Source organism: Mycobacterium shunyiense (genome assembly GCF_058270075.1).
This window is the reverse complement of sequence record NZ_JBZDPU010000006.1, coordinates 56,935-71,862: the sequence shown is the minus strand read 5'-3', so window position 1 is coordinate 71,862 and position 14,928 is coordinate 56,935. Positions and strand designations below refer to the sequence as shown.

At 66.2% G+C, this 14,928-nt stretch carries 16 protein-coding genes; 7 read left to right on the top strand and 9 right to left on the bottom strand.

Translation table 11 applies throughout. From position 1 onward, the window contains the following. Complete coding sequence (locus AC4ELH_RS04805; protein WP_498883369.1) at positions 1 to 1,161, bottom strand: thiolase family protein; 1,161 nt, start codon at positions 1,159 to 1,161, stop codon at positions 1 to 3. An 80-nt stretch (positions 1,162 to 1,241) separates the two neighbouring features. Here AC4ELH_RS04805 and AC4ELH_RS04800 point away from each other — a divergent pair, with 80 nt between their 5' ends. The 3 genes from AC4ELH_RS04800 to AC4ELH_RS04790 all read left to right on the top strand — a co-directional run bounded on the left by AC4ELH_RS04800 (position 1,242) and on the right by AC4ELH_RS04790 (position 3,415). Next, the gene (locus tag AC4ELH_RS04800) at positions 1,242 to 2,006 is read left to right on the top strand and encodes an SDR family NAD(P)-dependent oxidoreductase (protein ID WP_498883368.1); all 765 of its coding nucleotides are present in this window, start codon (positions 1,242 to 1,244) and stop codon (positions 2,004 to 2,006) included. A gap of 83 nt (positions 2,007 to 2,089) precedes the next feature. Next, positions 2,090 to 2,875, top strand: a complete 786-nt coding sequence (locus AC4ELH_RS04795; protein ID WP_498883367.1) for an SDR family NAD(P)-dependent oxidoreductase — start codon at positions 2,090 to 2,092, stop codon at positions 2,873 to 2,875. Between the two features lie 27 nt (positions 2,876 to 2,902). Then, on the top strand, positions 2,903 to 3,415 hold the full coding sequence (locus AC4ELH_RS04790) for a VOC family protein (protein ID WP_448447899.1): 513 nt from the start codon (positions 2,903 to 2,905) through the stop codon (positions 3,413 to 3,415). Here AC4ELH_RS04790 and AC4ELH_RS04785 read toward each other — a convergent pair. The 4 genes from AC4ELH_RS04785 to AC4ELH_RS04770 are packed head-to-tail and all read right to left on the bottom strand — an operon-like array spanning position 3,334 to position 7,398. Beyond that, a complete protein-coding gene (locus tag AC4ELH_RS04785; RefSeq protein WP_064886241.1) occupies positions 3,334 to 4,098 on the bottom strand; it encodes an enoyl-CoA hydratase/isomerase family protein in 765 nt (254 codons plus the stop codon). The two genes, AC4ELH_RS04790 and AC4ELH_RS04785, sit on opposite strands and share 82 nt — an antisense overlap. 4 nt (positions 4,099 to 4,102) lie before the next feature. After that, complete coding sequence (locus AC4ELH_RS04780; RefSeq protein ID WP_064961175.1) at positions 4,103 to 5,191, bottom strand: acyl-CoA dehydrogenase family protein; 1,089 nt, start codon at positions 5,189 to 5,191, stop codon at positions 4,103 to 4,105. Next, positions 5,178 to 6,023: an acyl-CoA dehydrogenase family protein gene (locus tag AC4ELH_RS04775; RefSeq protein ID WP_064961176.1), complete on the bottom strand. Its 846-nt coding sequence runs from the start codon at positions 6,021 to 6,023 to the stop codon at positions 5,178 to 5,180. The genes AC4ELH_RS04780 and AC4ELH_RS04775 overlap by 14 nt, the downstream gene beginning before the upstream one ends. After that, the gene (locus tag AC4ELH_RS04770; RefSeq protein WP_498883366.1) at positions 6,001 to 7,398 is read right to left on the bottom strand and encodes a class I adenylate-forming enzyme family protein; all 1,398 of its coding nucleotides are present in this window, start codon (positions 7,396 to 7,398) and stop codon (positions 6,001 to 6,003) included. Before AC4ELH_RS04770 ends, AC4ELH_RS04775 begins: the two co-directional genes overlap by 23 nt. A gap of 116 nt (positions 7,399 to 7,514) precedes the next feature. Between AC4ELH_RS04770 and AC4ELH_RS04765 the strand changes: the two genes are divergently transcribed. After that, on the top strand, positions 7,515 to 7,826 hold the full coding sequence (locus tag AC4ELH_RS04765; RefSeq protein ID WP_064886254.1) for a 2Fe-2S iron-sulfur cluster-binding protein: 312 nt from the start codon (positions 7,515 to 7,517) through the stop codon (positions 7,824 to 7,826). Positions 7,827 to 7,879: 53 nt separating this feature from the next. Here AC4ELH_RS04765 and AC4ELH_RS04760 read toward each other — a convergent pair whose 3' ends face one another. From AC4ELH_RS04760 to AC4ELH_RS04745, 4 genes are all read right to left on the bottom strand, one after another. Continuing rightward, positions 7,880 to 8,941, bottom strand: a complete 1,062-nt coding sequence (locus tag AC4ELH_RS04760) for a CaiB/BaiF CoA transferase family protein (RefSeq protein ID WP_498883365.1) — start codon at positions 8,939 to 8,941, stop codon at positions 7,880 to 7,882. Between the two features lie 73 nt (positions 8,942 to 9,014). After that, entirely contained in the window at positions 9,015 to 9,971 is a 957-nt protein-coding gene (locus AC4ELH_RS04755) for an LLM class F420-dependent oxidoreductase (protein ID WP_498883364.1), read from the bottom strand. Further along, a complete protein-coding gene (locus AC4ELH_RS04750; protein ID WP_064886246.1) occupies positions 9,968 to 10,369 on the bottom strand; it encodes a cobalamin B12-binding domain-containing protein in 402 nt (133 codons plus the stop codon). The genes AC4ELH_RS04755 and AC4ELH_RS04750 overlap by 4 nt, the downstream gene beginning before the upstream one ends. Next, the gene (locus AC4ELH_RS04745; RefSeq protein ID WP_498883363.1) at positions 10,369 to 11,970 is read right to left on the bottom strand and encodes a methylmalonyl-CoA mutase family protein; all 1,602 of its coding nucleotides are present in this window, start codon (positions 11,968 to 11,970) and stop codon (positions 10,369 to 10,371) included. Before AC4ELH_RS04745 ends, AC4ELH_RS04750 begins: the two co-directional genes overlap by 1 nt. A 255-nt stretch (positions 11,971 to 12,225) precedes the next feature. On the opposite strand from AC4ELH_RS04745, the gene AC4ELH_RS04740 reads away from it, so the two are divergent. Genes AC4ELH_RS04740 through AC4ELH_RS04730 form a run of 3 tightly spaced genes read left to right on the top strand, consistent with a single transcriptional unit; the run spans position 12,226 to position 14,875 of the window. Next, positions 12,226 to 13,074: an SDR family oxidoreductase gene (locus tag AC4ELH_RS04740; protein WP_064886248.1), complete on the top strand. Its 849-nt coding sequence runs from the start codon at positions 12,226 to 12,228 to the stop codon at positions 13,072 to 13,074. Beyond that, positions 13,071 to 14,573 (top strand): class I adenylate-forming enzyme family protein, encoded by a 1,503-nt coding sequence (locus tag AC4ELH_RS04735; RefSeq protein WP_498883362.1) that lies wholly within the window; start codon positions 13,071 to 13,073, stop codon positions 14,571 to 14,573. The genes AC4ELH_RS04740 and AC4ELH_RS04735 overlap by 4 nt, the downstream gene beginning before the upstream one ends. After that, a complete protein-coding gene (locus AC4ELH_RS04730) occupies positions 14,573 to 14,875 on the top strand; it encodes a hypothetical protein (RefSeq protein ID WP_055116059.1) in 303 nt (100 codons plus the stop codon). The genes AC4ELH_RS04735 and AC4ELH_RS04730 overlap by 1 nt, the downstream gene beginning before the upstream one ends. The last annotated feature ends 53 nt before the right edge of the window (positions 14,876 to 14,928 follow it).

The window sequence follows — 14,928 nt, the reverse complement described above, 5'->3', positions numbered from 1 at the left end:
CTACGACGAATGCACCTCGATGACCGTCGCCGAACCCATCCCACCGCCGGCACACATCGCGGCGACACCGATACCGCCGCCGCGCCGGCGCAGTTCGTGGACCATGGTGGCCAGCATGCGGGCGCCAGTGGCGGCCACCGGATGTCCGAGTGAGCACCCGCTGCCGCTGACGTTGACGATTTCCGGGTCGATGTCGAGCAGCTTGATGGTGGCCACGCACATCGACGCGAAGGCCTCGTTGATCTCGAACAGGTCGACATCCGCCAGCGAAAGACCGGCCCGGCCAAGCGCTTTGGTGATGGCTTCGACCGGCGCCAGCCCGGTGGATGCCGGGTCGACGCCCACCGATGCCCAGGACTTGATGGTCGCCAGGGCGGGTAGTCCGAGTTTGTCGCTGGCGATCGTCAGCAGTGCGGCAGCGTCGTTGGCTCCGCACGCATTGCCTGCGGTGACGGAGAAGCCGTCGATCTCTGGATGCAGTGGTTTGAGTGCGGCCAGCTTCTCCAGGGTGGTGTCACGGCGCGGATGCTCATCGGTGTCGAACAGCCCGTGCGGAGTCTGGATCGGGACGATCTCCTCCTTGAACCGCCCCTCGTCGATCGCCGCGATGGCCTTGAGGTGTGAACCCAATGCCCACTGGTCCATCTCCTCGCGGCTCACCCCGGCCTTGACCGCGGCGTTCCAGCCCACCGTGATCGACATGTCCATGTTCGGTGCGTCCGGGCGGTCCGGGTGGGTGGGCGGGAACCAGTTCACCCATTCGGCGTCCTTGGCACTGCTGGCCGCGCGGACGAACCGGGGCGACGTGGAGGCCGAGTTGACGCCACCGGCCAGAACCAACCGGTCCATGCCGGCGCGAATACTCGCAGCCGCGTTCTGCACCGCGGCCTGACCGGCGGCGCAGTGCCGATTGACGGACGCACCGGGAACCGTGGTCAGGCCGGCGGTGATGGCCGCATGGCGGGCTACGACGCCGCCGCCGTAGAGGCCCTCGCCGAGGATCACGTCGTCGACCGGAATGGTGCCGTAGCCGGCAAGGTCCTCGGCGGCTGCCCGTACTACGTGGTCGGCCAGCGCGTAGGCATCGGTATCACGCAACGTGCCCTTCTTGGCCGTGCCGATGGGAGTCCGCAGCGCGGACACGATGACGGCTTCAGGCATTGATTCCGCTCCCTGGTTCACCCGGTAAGAGAATGTTATTCTCGCAGTCAGAGAGTCACAGTTGCAAGAAGGGGAACCCTATGCAAATCGCCGGTAGTTCCGCGATCGTCGTCGGCGGTGCGGGTGGCCTGGGTGAAGCGACCGTCCGCCGTCTGCAGGCCGCAGGAGCCAAGGTGGTCGTCGCGGACCTGGCCGACGAGAAGGGCGCGGCCCTGGAGAAAGAGTTGGGTGTGCGCTACGTGCCCACCGACGCCAGCTCCGAGGAGTCGGTGCTGGCCGCCATCGCCGAAGCCGAAGCCCTGGCCCCGCTCCGCATCTCGGTGGACACCCACGGCGGGCCGGCTGCCGGCGGCCGCCTGGTCGGCAAGGACGGGTCCCCGCTGGACCTCGACGGCTTCAAGAAGACCATCGAGTTCTACCTGACCGCGGTGTTCAACGTGATGCGACTGTCGGCCGCGGCGATCGCCAAGACCGAACCGCTGGAGGAAGGCGGCCGCGGCGTCATCGTCAACACCGCCTCGATCGCCGGTTACGAAGGTCAGATCGGCCAGCTGCCCTACTCGGCCGCCAAGGGCGGCGTGCTCGGCATGACCCTCGTCGCCGCACGCGACCTGTCGCCCCTGGGCATCCGGGTCTGCACCATCGCCCCCGGCACGATCAACACTCCCGCCTACGGCAAGGCTGCCGATCAGCTGGAGCAGTACTGGGGTCCACAGGTGCCGTTCCCCAAGCGGATGGGCCGCTCGACCGAGTACGCCCAGCTCGCCCAGAGCATCGTCGAAAACGACTACCTCAACGGCGAAATCATCCGCCTCGATGGGGCATTGCGCTTCCCGCCCAAGTAGTTGCCCGCTCGCCAGCACCGCGAGCGTGCGAGTCTGTCGGTGAAAACGCCGGTTCGGCGCAGCATTTCGTGCACACTCGGTATATGACGAACGCGCACGAAACGTCGGTTCACCGGGAAGATCGAACTGGCAGCCTCGAGGGGAAAGTCGCGTTCGTCGCCGGCGCCAGCCGCGGTATCGGTGCCACGATCGCTGCCTCGCTTGCCGCCGAAGGTGCGGCGGTGGCCGTGGCTGCCCGCTCCGAACAAGCGGGCAAGCTACCCGGCACAATCGGCTCGGTGGCCGCGACCATCAACGATTCGGGCGGTCGTGCGCTGCCGGTATCCTGCGACGTCACCGATGAAGAATCCGTGAACAAGGCTGTCGTCAAGACGGTTTCAGAACTCGGTGGCATCGACATCCTGGTCGCCAACGCCGGTGTGCTGTGGCTCGGCCCGGTCGAGACCACACCGCTCAAACGCTGGCAGCTGTGCCTGGACGTCAACCTCACCGGGGTGTTCCTGGTGACCAAGGCCGTCATCCCGCACGTTCGCGAACGCGGCGGCGGGTCGCTCATCGCGGTCACCACCACCGGGGTCGACATGGTCGAACACGGCTCCAATGCCTATTGGGTATCGAAGGCTGCGGCTGAACGGCTCTACCTCGGCCTGGCCGCGGATCTGCGCGGCGACAACATCGCGGTCAACTGTCTCAGCCCGTCCCGCGTGGTGCTGACCGAGGGCTGGCAGGCTGGCGGCAGCGGGCTGCAGATCCCGCCGGAGATGGTCGAGCCCCCCGAGGCGATGGGACATGCGGCGGTGCGACTGGCCCGTCAAGATGCCAGCGGTGTCACCGGCACCGTCCAGCGCTCCGAGGCCCTCACCTTCTGATTGAGGTATTGCGCCCAGTGGCCAGTTATGGCTCGGGTCTCGCGAACTTGCGTGCGACAAGTGGCCACTCGGACCCCTGGATCATGGAATTCGATACCTTACGAGCGTTCTTCGGGGCAGGCTGGGAACATGCCGGAGATCACGGGGTTCTCACTCGTCGACTTGACCGTCGCCGACTGCGACAGCTCGGCCCGGTGGTGGCAGGACACTATGGGCTTCACACTCGTCAACACAGTGCAGGAACCGACCTACCGAGCACGAGCCATGATTCACGCATCAGGGATCGCCGTTACGGTGATGACACACAACTGGAACTCTTTGTCCACCCGTAAGCATCGAGGTTGCCTGCTGTCCGAGTGCCGTAACAGGCTGCGCCCCAGCATATCCCGCGAGCGTGCGTGGAATGCTGCCTCGACACGGAGTGTCGGGCAGCAGACACGCACGCTCGCGGTGCAACGTCAGTTCTTTGCGATCAGGCCGTCCACGATCCGATTGAAATCGGCAGTGCCGAACGACACATACTCGGCGAGGTTGGCGTAATCCAGCGACGCCATCACCTGCTGCTCCAACTGGATGTTCATCAACCGTTTGGTCGCCTCGACCGCCTGCTTGGGCAGATCGATGAGCTTCTTCGCGCAGGCGATCGCCTCGGCCAGCGGGTCCTCGACCACATGATTGGCCAGGCCGAGTTCGACTGCCCGCTGAGCCTTGATCCGCACACCGGTCAGCGCAAACTCCTTGGCCTGCAACAGACTGATCTGTGAGCCCCACACCAGCGGGCCACCGTCGGCGGCCACCAGCCCGATCTGCACATGGGGATCAGCGAAGTGCGCGTTCTCGGCCATGTACACCACATCGGACAGCGCGGCCAGGCTACAGCCCAACCCGACCGCCGGCCCGTTGACCGCGGCCACCACCGGGATGCGGCACCGCACCATCCCGATGACGAGATCACGTCCGTGCTTGATCGTCTTCTGACGCAATGCCTCGTCGCGGCGCAGCTCGTCGAGATAGTTGAAGTCACCCCCGGCCGAAAACGCGCGTCCCGCACCGGTGATCACCGCCGCCCGCGCGTCGGCGTCCTCGTTCAGCTCTTCCCAGATCTTCGCGAGCCCGACGTGCAAGTTGTCGTTGACGGCGTTGAGCGCGTCGGGGCGGTTCAGCGTGATGATGCGCAGGGCACCGTCGGCCTGCACATCGATTTCGTCTGGCATTCCGTACATGTATCTAGACTCCCAGACCGAGGATTCGTGAGGCGATGATGTTCTTCTGGATCTGCGACGTGCCACCCATGACGCTCTGAGCCCGGCTGTACAGATAGGCGCTGAGCAACTCGGGGTCAGACGTGCCGGCCACCGCGAGCGCGGCGTGCCCGACGGACTGCTCAACCCAGGTCATCAGCAGCTTGTCCAGCGAGCCGTCGGGGCCGTGCTTGAGCCCGTCGAGCTGTTCGGACAGCCGCCGGCGCACGTGCAGACGGAGCATCTCGGCCTGCACCCCGGCCCACGCGAGATCTTCTGGCGTCTTACCCGACACCCGAGAAGCCATCTCCCGCACCAGTTTCCCGTAGCGAGCGGAGTAGCCGAGAGTAGACGGTTCCCGCTCGTGGCTGACCACCGTCATGGCAAGGCGCCAACCGTCGCCCGGCTCACCGACCATATTCGAGGCCGGCACCACCGCACCGTCGAACGCCACCTGGCCGAACTCGGTCGTGACACCGTTGATCATCTGCAGCGGCCGCTGCTCGATGCTGTCCTGGTGCATCGACACGATGAAGGCCGAGATGCCTTTGTGCTTGGCCACATCCTTGTCGGTACGAGCCAACACCAGGCACCAGTCCGCCACATCGGAATAGCTGGTCCAGATCTTGTGTCCGTTGATGACGTAGTTGTCGCCGTCGCGCGTCGCCGTGGTGGTCAACGAGGCGAGATCCGAACCGGCGCCCGGCTCCGAAAAGCCCTGGCACCAACGCTCGGTGCCGTTGATCATGCCCGGCAGGAACCGCTGCTGCAGTTCCTTGCTGCCGTGGTGGCCCAACCCGACCACCAGGTAGCCGAGGCTGGGGCGCGGCGGGGCGCCGGCCCGGGCCAGCTCCTCGTCGACGATGACGTCGTACACCGGCGGCAGGTCCTGGCCACCGAACTCCTTGGGCCACGACGTGCCGAAAAACCCTGCGGCATAGAGGGCTTGATGCCACTCACCCATCCTGGCCCAGTAATCGTCGCCGGACGCCTTGAAGGACGCGGCGTTGTCCGCCAGCCAGGTCCGCAGCCGGTCCCGGAAGGCAGCTTCCTCAGTTGAATCACGAAAGTCCAAGATCAGTTACCTCCAGGTCCTCTAGCTTGACGGGCCACAACTCGGTGGCCACCAGAACGCGGCGCAGGTATACGTGCGCCAGGCATTCCCAGGTGTTTCCGATACCGCCGTGCACCTGAATCGCGGTCTCACACACGGTCCGCGCGGCACGAGCGCAGTAGATCTTGGCGATCTTCCCGGCCCGGACGGCTTCCTCCCCCGGCAACTCGTCGACGGCCCATGCTGCGTGGCGCAGGACGCTGATCGAACCCTCGATCAGCGCCAGCCCCTCGGCCAGCAGGTGCGCGACGGCCTGGTACGAGCCGATCGTCGAGCCGTACTGCTCACGGACTTTCGCGTAATCGACGGCCAGTGCATGCGCACCGCGCGCAGCACCGACCAGGTCTGCGCTCGTGGCAGCGAGCGCCAGCGCCTGCCAGCGCAGGGCGTCCTCGCTCGACAGCTCACCGAGCTCGGCAGGCGACTCGACCACACCAGCGGTGCTGCGAGTCAGATCCACACCGGCGGTGGCAGCTTCGTCCCCGCCGGGCTCTCCCGAGCCGCCCGTCACCTCACGATCGAGCCGACGGGCCAGATCGTCGGCGAGCACCGGGCCCAGGAACGGCACGTCGACAAGACCGCGACCGAACTCTTCGGCGACGATCGCCACTTCCACACCGGAGGCGCCGTCGGACCGCAGGGTGCGCCACTCGGTGGCAGCGACCGTACTTTCCAACCGGGCAATCCGGCCCTCATCCGACAATTCCCCGACCGCATCAGGTCCGAGGTCGTCGGCCAGTTTCGCTGCGGCCTCTCGCAGCTGCTGCTGTTCAGACGTCAGACGAACGTCCATGCCGCTCCTTCAACACTCGTCGCAATACCTTTCCGGAAGGTAACCGCGGTATGTCGGTTACGAACTCCACGCGGCTGGGCCGCTTGTACGAGGCCAGCCGCTCACCGACGAGGTCGATGAGCTCCTCTGCTGACACCGCAGAATGTGTCGTCACGGCGGCCACGACGGCCTCGCCGTCGGCCGCGTCGGTGACACCGAACACCGCACAGTCGGTCACCGCAGGGTGGCCGTGCAGCACCGCCTCGACCTCGGCCGGCGCCACCTGGAAGCCGCGGACCTTGACCATCTCCTTGGAGCGGTCGGTGATGCGCAGATAGCCGTCGTCATCGAGGTAGCCGATGTCACCGGTGCGGTACCAGCCGTCGCTGAATGCGCCCGCCGAGGCGTCCTTCGGCAGGTAGCCGGCCATCACCGAGTCCGACCGGACCTGGATCTCGCCGTCCTCGCTGATACGCACATCTACCCCGCGCACCGGCCGGCCCACGGTGTCGATGCGGGTGGCATCGAGTGGGTTGCAGGCGATCACGGGGAGTTCGGTGGTGCCGTAGGCGGTCAGCCACTGAATGCCGGCACGCTCGGTGACGGTGTCGGCGACGCTGCGGGTGACCGGGGTGGCACACCACATCACGTAGCGCAGCGAGGACAGGTCGTAGCGGCCCAGATCCGGATGTGCGGCCAGCGCCAAAGCGATTGGCGCCACGGCCATCTCGATCGTGATCCGGTCCGACTCGATGTGACGCAGCATGGTGTCGATGTCGAAGCGGCGGTGCAGACGCATCCAGGCGCCGGTGTCGAGCACCATGGCGATGTTGAGCAGACCGAGGATGTGCGACGGCGGCGTCATGATCTGCATGCGGTCGGCGTCGGTGAACCCCAGCGCGTCGCGCCAATGCTCGATGGCTGCGGCGAACCCGCGGTGGGTGTGCCGGACCGCCTTGGGCAGACCGGTGGTTCCCGAACTGAAGACGAAGAGGGCGTCGCCGTCCGGGTCGGGCAGGTCGAACTGCCTTCGCCCCGGGGTGATCGGCTCATCCAGGTGCAACATCGGCATCTGCGCGGCCAGCGCCTCGTGATCACCCACCGCATGACTCGGGGCGGTCAGGGCCAGGACATGCGCCACCTCGGTGGCTTTCCAGGCCGGACTGATCAGCACTGCCACCGCACCGAGCCCCCAGATCGCCCGTAGCGCCACCACGAACTCGGGACGGTTGGACGACATGATCGCCACCCGGTCACCCGGGCGCACGCCACGGTGCTCCAGGGCGGTGGCCATGCCACTGGTCAATGCATCGAGTTCAGCGAGGGTGTACTCACGGTCGTCGAATGCCAGAACGGCGGGGGCGCGCACGTGAGGAGCAGTTGTGACCTCAGTCAAGATTCACAACCCCTCTCCCGAAGCCTGAGTAGGCACCGACCATGCCGAGAAGATACTATCAGTTAACGAGAATGGTATTCTCTTCCTATCAGAACGTACGTGCACAGGGGAGCTACATGACCGCAGGAGCGATGGCCGGCAGCGGAGCGGACGGCAAGGTCACGATCGTCTTCGACCGCGAGCAGTTGTCCGTGCCGCGCAGGGAGGGCGAGACCCTGCTCGAGAGCGCGCGCCGAGCCGGTATGACGCCGCCGTTCTCGTGCGAAGCCGGTAACTGCGGCACCTGTATGGCGAAGCTGCTCGAGGGGACCGCGACCATGCGCGTCAACGACGCACTGGACGACGACGAGGTGGCCGATGGCTACGTGTTGACCTGCCAGGCGGTGCCGGATTGCGACGCGGTAACGGTCTCCTACGACGAGGACTGAACTCGGCGCGAGGTGCCGCCGGATTCCACCGCTGGGCGGCTGCGAGCAAGCAGTCACGACCCAGGTGCAGAAACCGGCGAGCACTGTCCGTATTCGTCGAACGCGGGCGCTGGCCGATAGTCCGGTGAATACCCGGCGACATGCACCGGGCTACCCACCAACCGGAAATCCCCAGCGGTGACGAGCATTTCGGGCGTCGCATCCAATGCCTGCGGCAGCGTTCGCACCGCGGCCGCCGGGATCCCCAGCGGCTTCAGCCGTGACTCCCACCCCACAGCCGTATCGGTCGCCAGTGCGGCGGCTACCACGCCGAGCACCTCATCGCGCCTGCCGGCCCGCTCGGCCATGGTCTCGAAACCGTCGATCCCGGCCTCACCGGCGAACGACTTCCAGAACCCGTCGTGGGTGATGAACAACGCCAGATAGCCGTCGGCGGTCGGGAACAGCTGTGCGGGTACGTAGTAGGAATGGGCGCCGAACGGGTGGCGGCGTGGTTCGGCTCCGTCGTTCAGATATGCCGAGGCACGGTAGTTCAGCTGCGAGAGCATGACGTCCCGCAGCGAGACATCCACCTGGCCGCCGTTGCCCGACACGATCATCGCCAGTAAGCCCAGCGCAGCGGTCAACCCGGTCGAGTTGTCCGCCGACGAGTAGCCCGGCAGCGTGGGTGGGCCGTCGGGATCGCCGGTCATCGCGGCTACGCCGGTGGCGGCCTGGATGACGTAGTCGAATGCCGGGTCGTCTCCCCCGTCCAGCCCGAATCCCGTCATCGCGACGCACACGATCTTGGGGTTGACGTTCCCCAGATTCTCGTAGGTGAGCCCCAGCCTGCGGATCACCGACGGCTTCATGTTCACCAGCAGCGCATGCGAATCAGCCACCAGTTCAGCCAATTTCGCTTGACCGGCCTCGGAGGCGAGGTCGAGGCAGATGCTGCGCTTACCCCGGTTGAGGCTGGCGAAGTAGCTGTCGCTGACCTGACGGGAGATCTCCCCGCCGGGTGGTTCGACCTTGATCACCTCGGCGCCCAGATCGGCCAGCATCATGGTGGCGTACGGTCCGGCCAACATGACGCCGACCTCGATGATGCGGATACCCGCGAGAGGCCCCGTCATTTCGCCGAGACTACGGGTTTTGACGTGATCGGGCCCAGAAGTCGCCACAAAGCGTTGTTTCGGCGAGGGCTTGTCACCGGACCGCCTTCGCAAGCTCGGCGATCACCTCACGCGTCCGGTACTTCGACGCGATCAGCTCGTCGCGGGTCTCCCCGATCGGCAGCAACCGCACCGACAGGTCCGTGACACCCGCGTCGGCGAACTGCTTGAACCGCTTGAGAATCGACTCCTCATCGCCCGCCGCACACAGATCCCCGACGTTGCGCGCCTCGCCCCGGTCCAACAGACGCTGGTAGTTCGGGGACGTCTCGGCCTCGGCCAGGATCCGGTTGGCCCGTTCCTTGGCGGCCTCGTTCTCAGAGTTGGCGCACAGCGTGACCGGGATGCCCGCGACGATCCGTGGTGCGGGTTTGCCCGCTTCGGCGGCAGCCTTGTTGATCTTGGGAGCGATGTGCTCGCCGATCGCCTTCTCGTCGGCCATCCACAAGGACGTGCCGTCGGCGTGCTCACCGGCAAGTTGCAGCATCACCGGACCGAGTGCGGACACCAGCACCGGCATCGGCGTATCGGCGGCCAGCACAGTCGGGTTGTGCACGGTGAACGAATCGTTCTCCACATCAACGGGTCCGGGCCCGGCAATCGCGGTGTTCAGTACCTGAAGGTAATCCCGGGTGTAGGCGGCGGGCTTTTCATACGGCAGGCCCAGCATGTCGCGCACGATCCAGTGGTGCGACGGCCCGACGCCGAGAGCCAGCCGGCCACCCGACATGGCATGCACCGACAGTGCCTGACGAGCCAGCGCGATCGGGTGCTGCGCCTGCAGCGGCACCACCGCGGTGCCGAGTTCGATGCGCGACGTGTTGGCCGCCATCAGCGCCACCATGGTCAAGCAGTCGAAGTCGTTGGGTACCTGCGGCATCCACGCACTGTCGAGGCCGGCGGATTCTGCCCACTGGATATCGGAGACCAGCTTGGCGACCTTACGGGCCATATCGCCGCGCTCGGCCCCGATCATCACGCCCAGTCTCATGACTTCGAAACCTTTTCTGTCAGGGCACGGACATCGGTCACCAGTGTCTCGAGCGACGTTCCGGTCGGGAACACCGCAGCCGCACCGGCGTCGAGGAGTTTCTGGACGTCGGACTGCGGGATGGTGCCGCCGACGACGACGGCGATGTCGCCGGCATCGGCGGCTCGCAGTGCCTCGACCGTGCGCGTGGTCAGCGCGACGTGCGCACCAGACAGGATCGAAAGACCGACCAGCGCAACATCTTCCTGCAGCGCGATGGAGACGATGTCCTCGATGCGCTGACGGATGCCGGTGTAGATGACCTCGTATCCCGCGTCACGCAATGTACGCGCGACGATCTTGGCCCCGCGGTCGTGACCGTCGAGCCCGGGTTTTGCGACGAGTACGCGAGTGGCCATCAGAACACCACCGGCTGCTGGAACTCGCCCCACACGGACTTCAAGGTCGACACCATCTCTCCCACTGTGCAATACGCATTGGCGCAGTCGATCAACCTGTGCATCAGGTTGTCTGCCCCCGGTCCACTGCCTTCAGCACCCCTGGCCAACGCGGCCAGAGTCTCTTTGACCGCAACGTCGTCGCGCTCGGCCTTGACCTTCGCCAGCCGCTTGAGCTGCAGATCGCGCCCCTCGGCATCGAGCTCGTAGGTGTCGATGTCGGGCGCCGGCTCGTCGGTGACAAACCGATTGACCCCGACCACCGGCCGCTCGCCCGACTCGATCTCGTTGTGAATCTTGAACGCCTCGTCTGCGATCAGCCCCTGCAGGTAGCCGTCCTCGATGCACCGCACCATGCCGCCGTGCTTCTCCAGGTCGTCCATGATCTCGATGATCTTGGCCTCGGTGGCATCGGTCAGCGCCTCGACGAAGTACGAACCGCCCAGCGGGTCGGCGACTTTGGTGACACCGGTTTCGTAGGCCAGGATCTGCTGGGTACGCAGGGCCAGCGTCGCAGACTCCTCACTGGGCAGAGCGAACGGTTCGTCCCACGCTGCGGTGAACATCGACTGCACGCCGCCCAGTACCGCCGCCAACGACTCGTAGGCGACCCGGACCAGGTTGTTCTGCGCCTGCGGCGCGTACAGCGAGGCCCCGCCCGCGACACAGCCGAACCGGAACATCGAGGCCTTGTCGGTGGTCGCGCCGTAGCGCTCCCGCACGATCGTGGCCCAACGCCGCCGGCCCGCACGGTATTTGGCGATCTCCTCGAAGAAGTCACCGTGGGTGTAGAAGAAGAACGAAATCTGCGGGGCAAACTTGTCGATCGTCATTCGGCCGCGTTCGACGACAGTGTCGCAATAGGTGACCCCGTCAGCCAGGGTGAACGACATCTCCTGAACGGCATTGGCCCCGGCGTCGCGGAAGTGTGCGCCTGCCACCGAGATCGCGTTGAACCGCGGCACCTCTGCGGCGCAGAACTCGATGGTGTCGGCGATCAGCCGCAGCGAGGGCTCGGGCGGCCAGATCCAGGTGCCGCGCGACGCGTATTCCTTGAGGATGTCGTTCTGAATGGTGCCGGTGAGCTTCTCGCGCGGCACGCCCTTCTTCTCCGCCGCCGCCACATAGAAAGCCAGCAGGATGGCCGCCGTACCGTTGATGGTGAAGCTGGTGCTGATCTGGTCCAGCGGGATGCCGTCGAACAGGATCTCGGCATCGGCCAGGGTGTCGACGGCAACGCCGACGCGGCCGACCTCTTCCCCGTACTCTTCGTCATCGGAGTCATAGCCGCACTGGGTCGGCAGATCCAACGCGACCGACAGGCCCGTCCCGCCCTGATCGAGCAGGTAGCGGTACCGCCGGTTGGATTCCTCGGCGGTACCGAAGCCCGAGTACTGCCGGAAGGTCCAGGTCTTCCCGCGGTAGCCGGAGGCGAAGTTGCCGCGGGTGAAGGGGTAGGTCCCGGGGGCAGGCGGTTCGACCGCGCGGTCGCCCGGTCCGTAGACGGGCGCCAGCGGGATGCCAGATGGGGTCTCTACCGGAGAGACATCTTGCTCGCTCATCAGTGGATAACGTACTTGCTAAAAATGAGAATGCCAATACCGCGTGGTGGAAATGTGGCACTTGTACTGGCTGTGAGTGCCCGGACCTGCACCCGGAGGACCTCTCACGGCACAGGCGAAGAGGTCTGGTCGATGCCGTTTCTGCAGGCGGTGCGCCCCCCGATTACGGCACTTGCTAAGAATGAGAATGCCAATACCATTTGGGTACGGTTGACACACGGCGCATAGCGGACGCTGCGCTCGACGAGGAGGACCATGTCCAGCCAGCAAGAGTCATTCACCGATCGCACGCTGGTCGTATCCGGCGGCAGCCGTGGTATCGGGCTGGCGATCGCGCTCGGCGCCGCCCGCCGTGGGGCCAACGTGGTGCTGCTGGCCAAGACCGCTGAACCCCACCCCAAGCTGCCCGGCACCGTGCACACCGCGGTTGCCGAGGTCGAGGCTGCCGGCGGCAAGGGCGTGGCCGTGGTCGGCGATGTGCGCAAGGAAGAGGACGTGGCCCGCGCCGTCGAGACCGCGGTCGAGCACTTCGGCGGCGTCGACATCGTGATCAACAACGCCAGCGCCATTTCCACCGACCCCACCGAGTCCCTGTCGGCCAAGAAGTTCGACCTGATGATGGACATCAACATCCGCGGCACCTTCCTGCTCACCAAGGCCGCCCTGCCACACCTGCGCAAGTCCACCAACGGCCAGGTGCTGACCCTGGCCCCGCCGATGAACATGAACCCCTACTGGTTGGGCGCACACCCCTCCTACACCCTGTCCAAGTACGGCATGACGCTGCTGTCGCTGGGCTGGGCAGCTGAATACGCGGACGCGGGCATCGGTTTCAGCTGCCTGTGGCCCGAGACCTACATCGCCACCGCCGCGGTGACCAACCTCGCCGACGGCGACAAGATGGCCTCACAGTCCCGCAGCCCCGAGATCATGGCGGATGCGGCCGTGGAGATCCTCTCCCGCCCGGCCGCCGAGGTGAACGGTCAGACGTTCGTCGACTCGGAGGTGCTCACCGCTTCCGGTGTCACCGACCTCTCCCGCTACGGCGGCGGGGATAATCCGATCATCGACATCTTCATCGACGCACCGGGACAGGGCCTATGAGTATCTCGCTACTGCTGGAGATGGCGGTCTCGGGTGGGCCCGACCGGACCGCAGTGGTGTCCGACGATCTCCGCCTGACCACCGAGGAACTCAGCACCCTGGCCGACGGCGGCGCCGGCGTCATCGCGGCCTCCAGAGCCGCACACGTGGCCTACGTCGGCACCGGCGGAGCGCTGCTGCCGCTGTTGCTGTTCGCCTCGGCACGCGCTGCGGTGCCGTTCACGCCGCTGAACTACCGGCTCAGCAAGGACGGCCTGCACGAGCTGATCGAGCGCCTGCCCGAACCGCTGGTGGTCGCCGATGCCGAGTACGCCGACGTGGTCGCCGGTGCGGGCAAGCAGGTGATCACTTCCGAGGAGTTCCTGGCCGCCGCCCGCTCCGCCGAAGCCGCGGCCGAGTTCGCCGACCCTGACGCCGTCGCGGTCGTGCTGTTCACCTCGGGCACCACCTCGCGGCCCAAGGCCGTCGAGCTCACCCATAACAACCTCACCAGCTACATCACCGGAACCGTCGAATTCGCCTCGGCGGCAGACGAAGACGCGGCGCTGATCTGCGTCCCGCCGTATCACATCGCCGGAGTCAGCGCGGCCATGTCGAACCTGTACGCCGGCCGGAAGATGGTGTACCTGCGGCACTTCGACGCCGACAAGTGGGTCGAGCTGGTTCGCACCGAAGGCGTCACGTCGGCGACCGTGGTGCCGACCATGCTGGACCGCATCGTCACGGCCCTCGAAACCGCCGGGCTGGAACTGCCCACCCTGCGCAACCTCGCCTACGGCGGCTCCAAGGTCGCCCTGCCACTGGTCCGCAAGGCCCTTCAGCTGCTGCCCAACGTCGGGTTCGTCAACGCCTACGGATTGACCGAGACCAGTTCCACCATCGCGGTTCTGGGCCCCGACGACCACCGCGAAGCGCTGGCTGCCGAGGATGCGGCCGGCGCCCGGCGGCTCGGCTCGGTCGGCCAGGTGGTCCCAGGTATCGAGGTGCAGATCCGCGCCGACGACGGCACCGTGCTCGGCGCGGGCGAGACGGGCGAGCTGTTCGTGCGTGGTGAGCAGGTGTCGGGTCGTTACACCGACATCGGCTCGGTGCTCGACGCCGAGGGCTGGTTCCCGACAAAGGATGTCGCCACGCTCGACGAGGGCGGCTACCTGTTCATCGGCGGACGATCCGACGACACCATCATCCGCGGCGGGGAGAACATTGCCCCCGCCGAGATCGAGGACGTGCTCGTCGAGCATCCCGAGGTCCGCGACGTCGCCGTCGTCGGTCCCGAAGATCCCCAGTGGGGTCAGATCATCGTGGCCGTCGTGGTACCCGCCGAGGGTGCCTCCCCCGACCCGGATGCACTACGCGAGCATGTTCGCAAGCAACTGCGCGGTTCGCGCACCCCCGACCGGGTGGTGTTCCGCGACGAGCTGCCCACCAACCCAACCGGCAAGGTTCTGCGCCGCCAACTCGTCGACGAACTCGCACCTGTTTCAAAGGAGTCAGCATAGTGATCAAGAACGGCACCCGCCTGCAGAGCCAGGTCTGCGACACCCAGGTCATCGTGGTGCGCAGCGCCGACAGCCTCGACGACCTCCGCGCCGGTGGCGTCGCCATGGTCCCACTCGATGCCGAGAAGGACTCCGGCGCAACCATCGACGGCGCGTTCTCGGACGGCAACCTGATGGGCAAGCGCTACGTCGACGAGGGCGGCGCCGAGGTCCTGGTCACCAAGGCGGGCGCGGGCACGCTGTCGGTCGGCACCACCGCTCTCAGCCTCAAAGAGGCCAAACCGCTTCCGGCCAGCGACTAACACCCACCAGAACGACTGAGTGGCCAGTTACGACACAGACTCTCCGAGTTCGC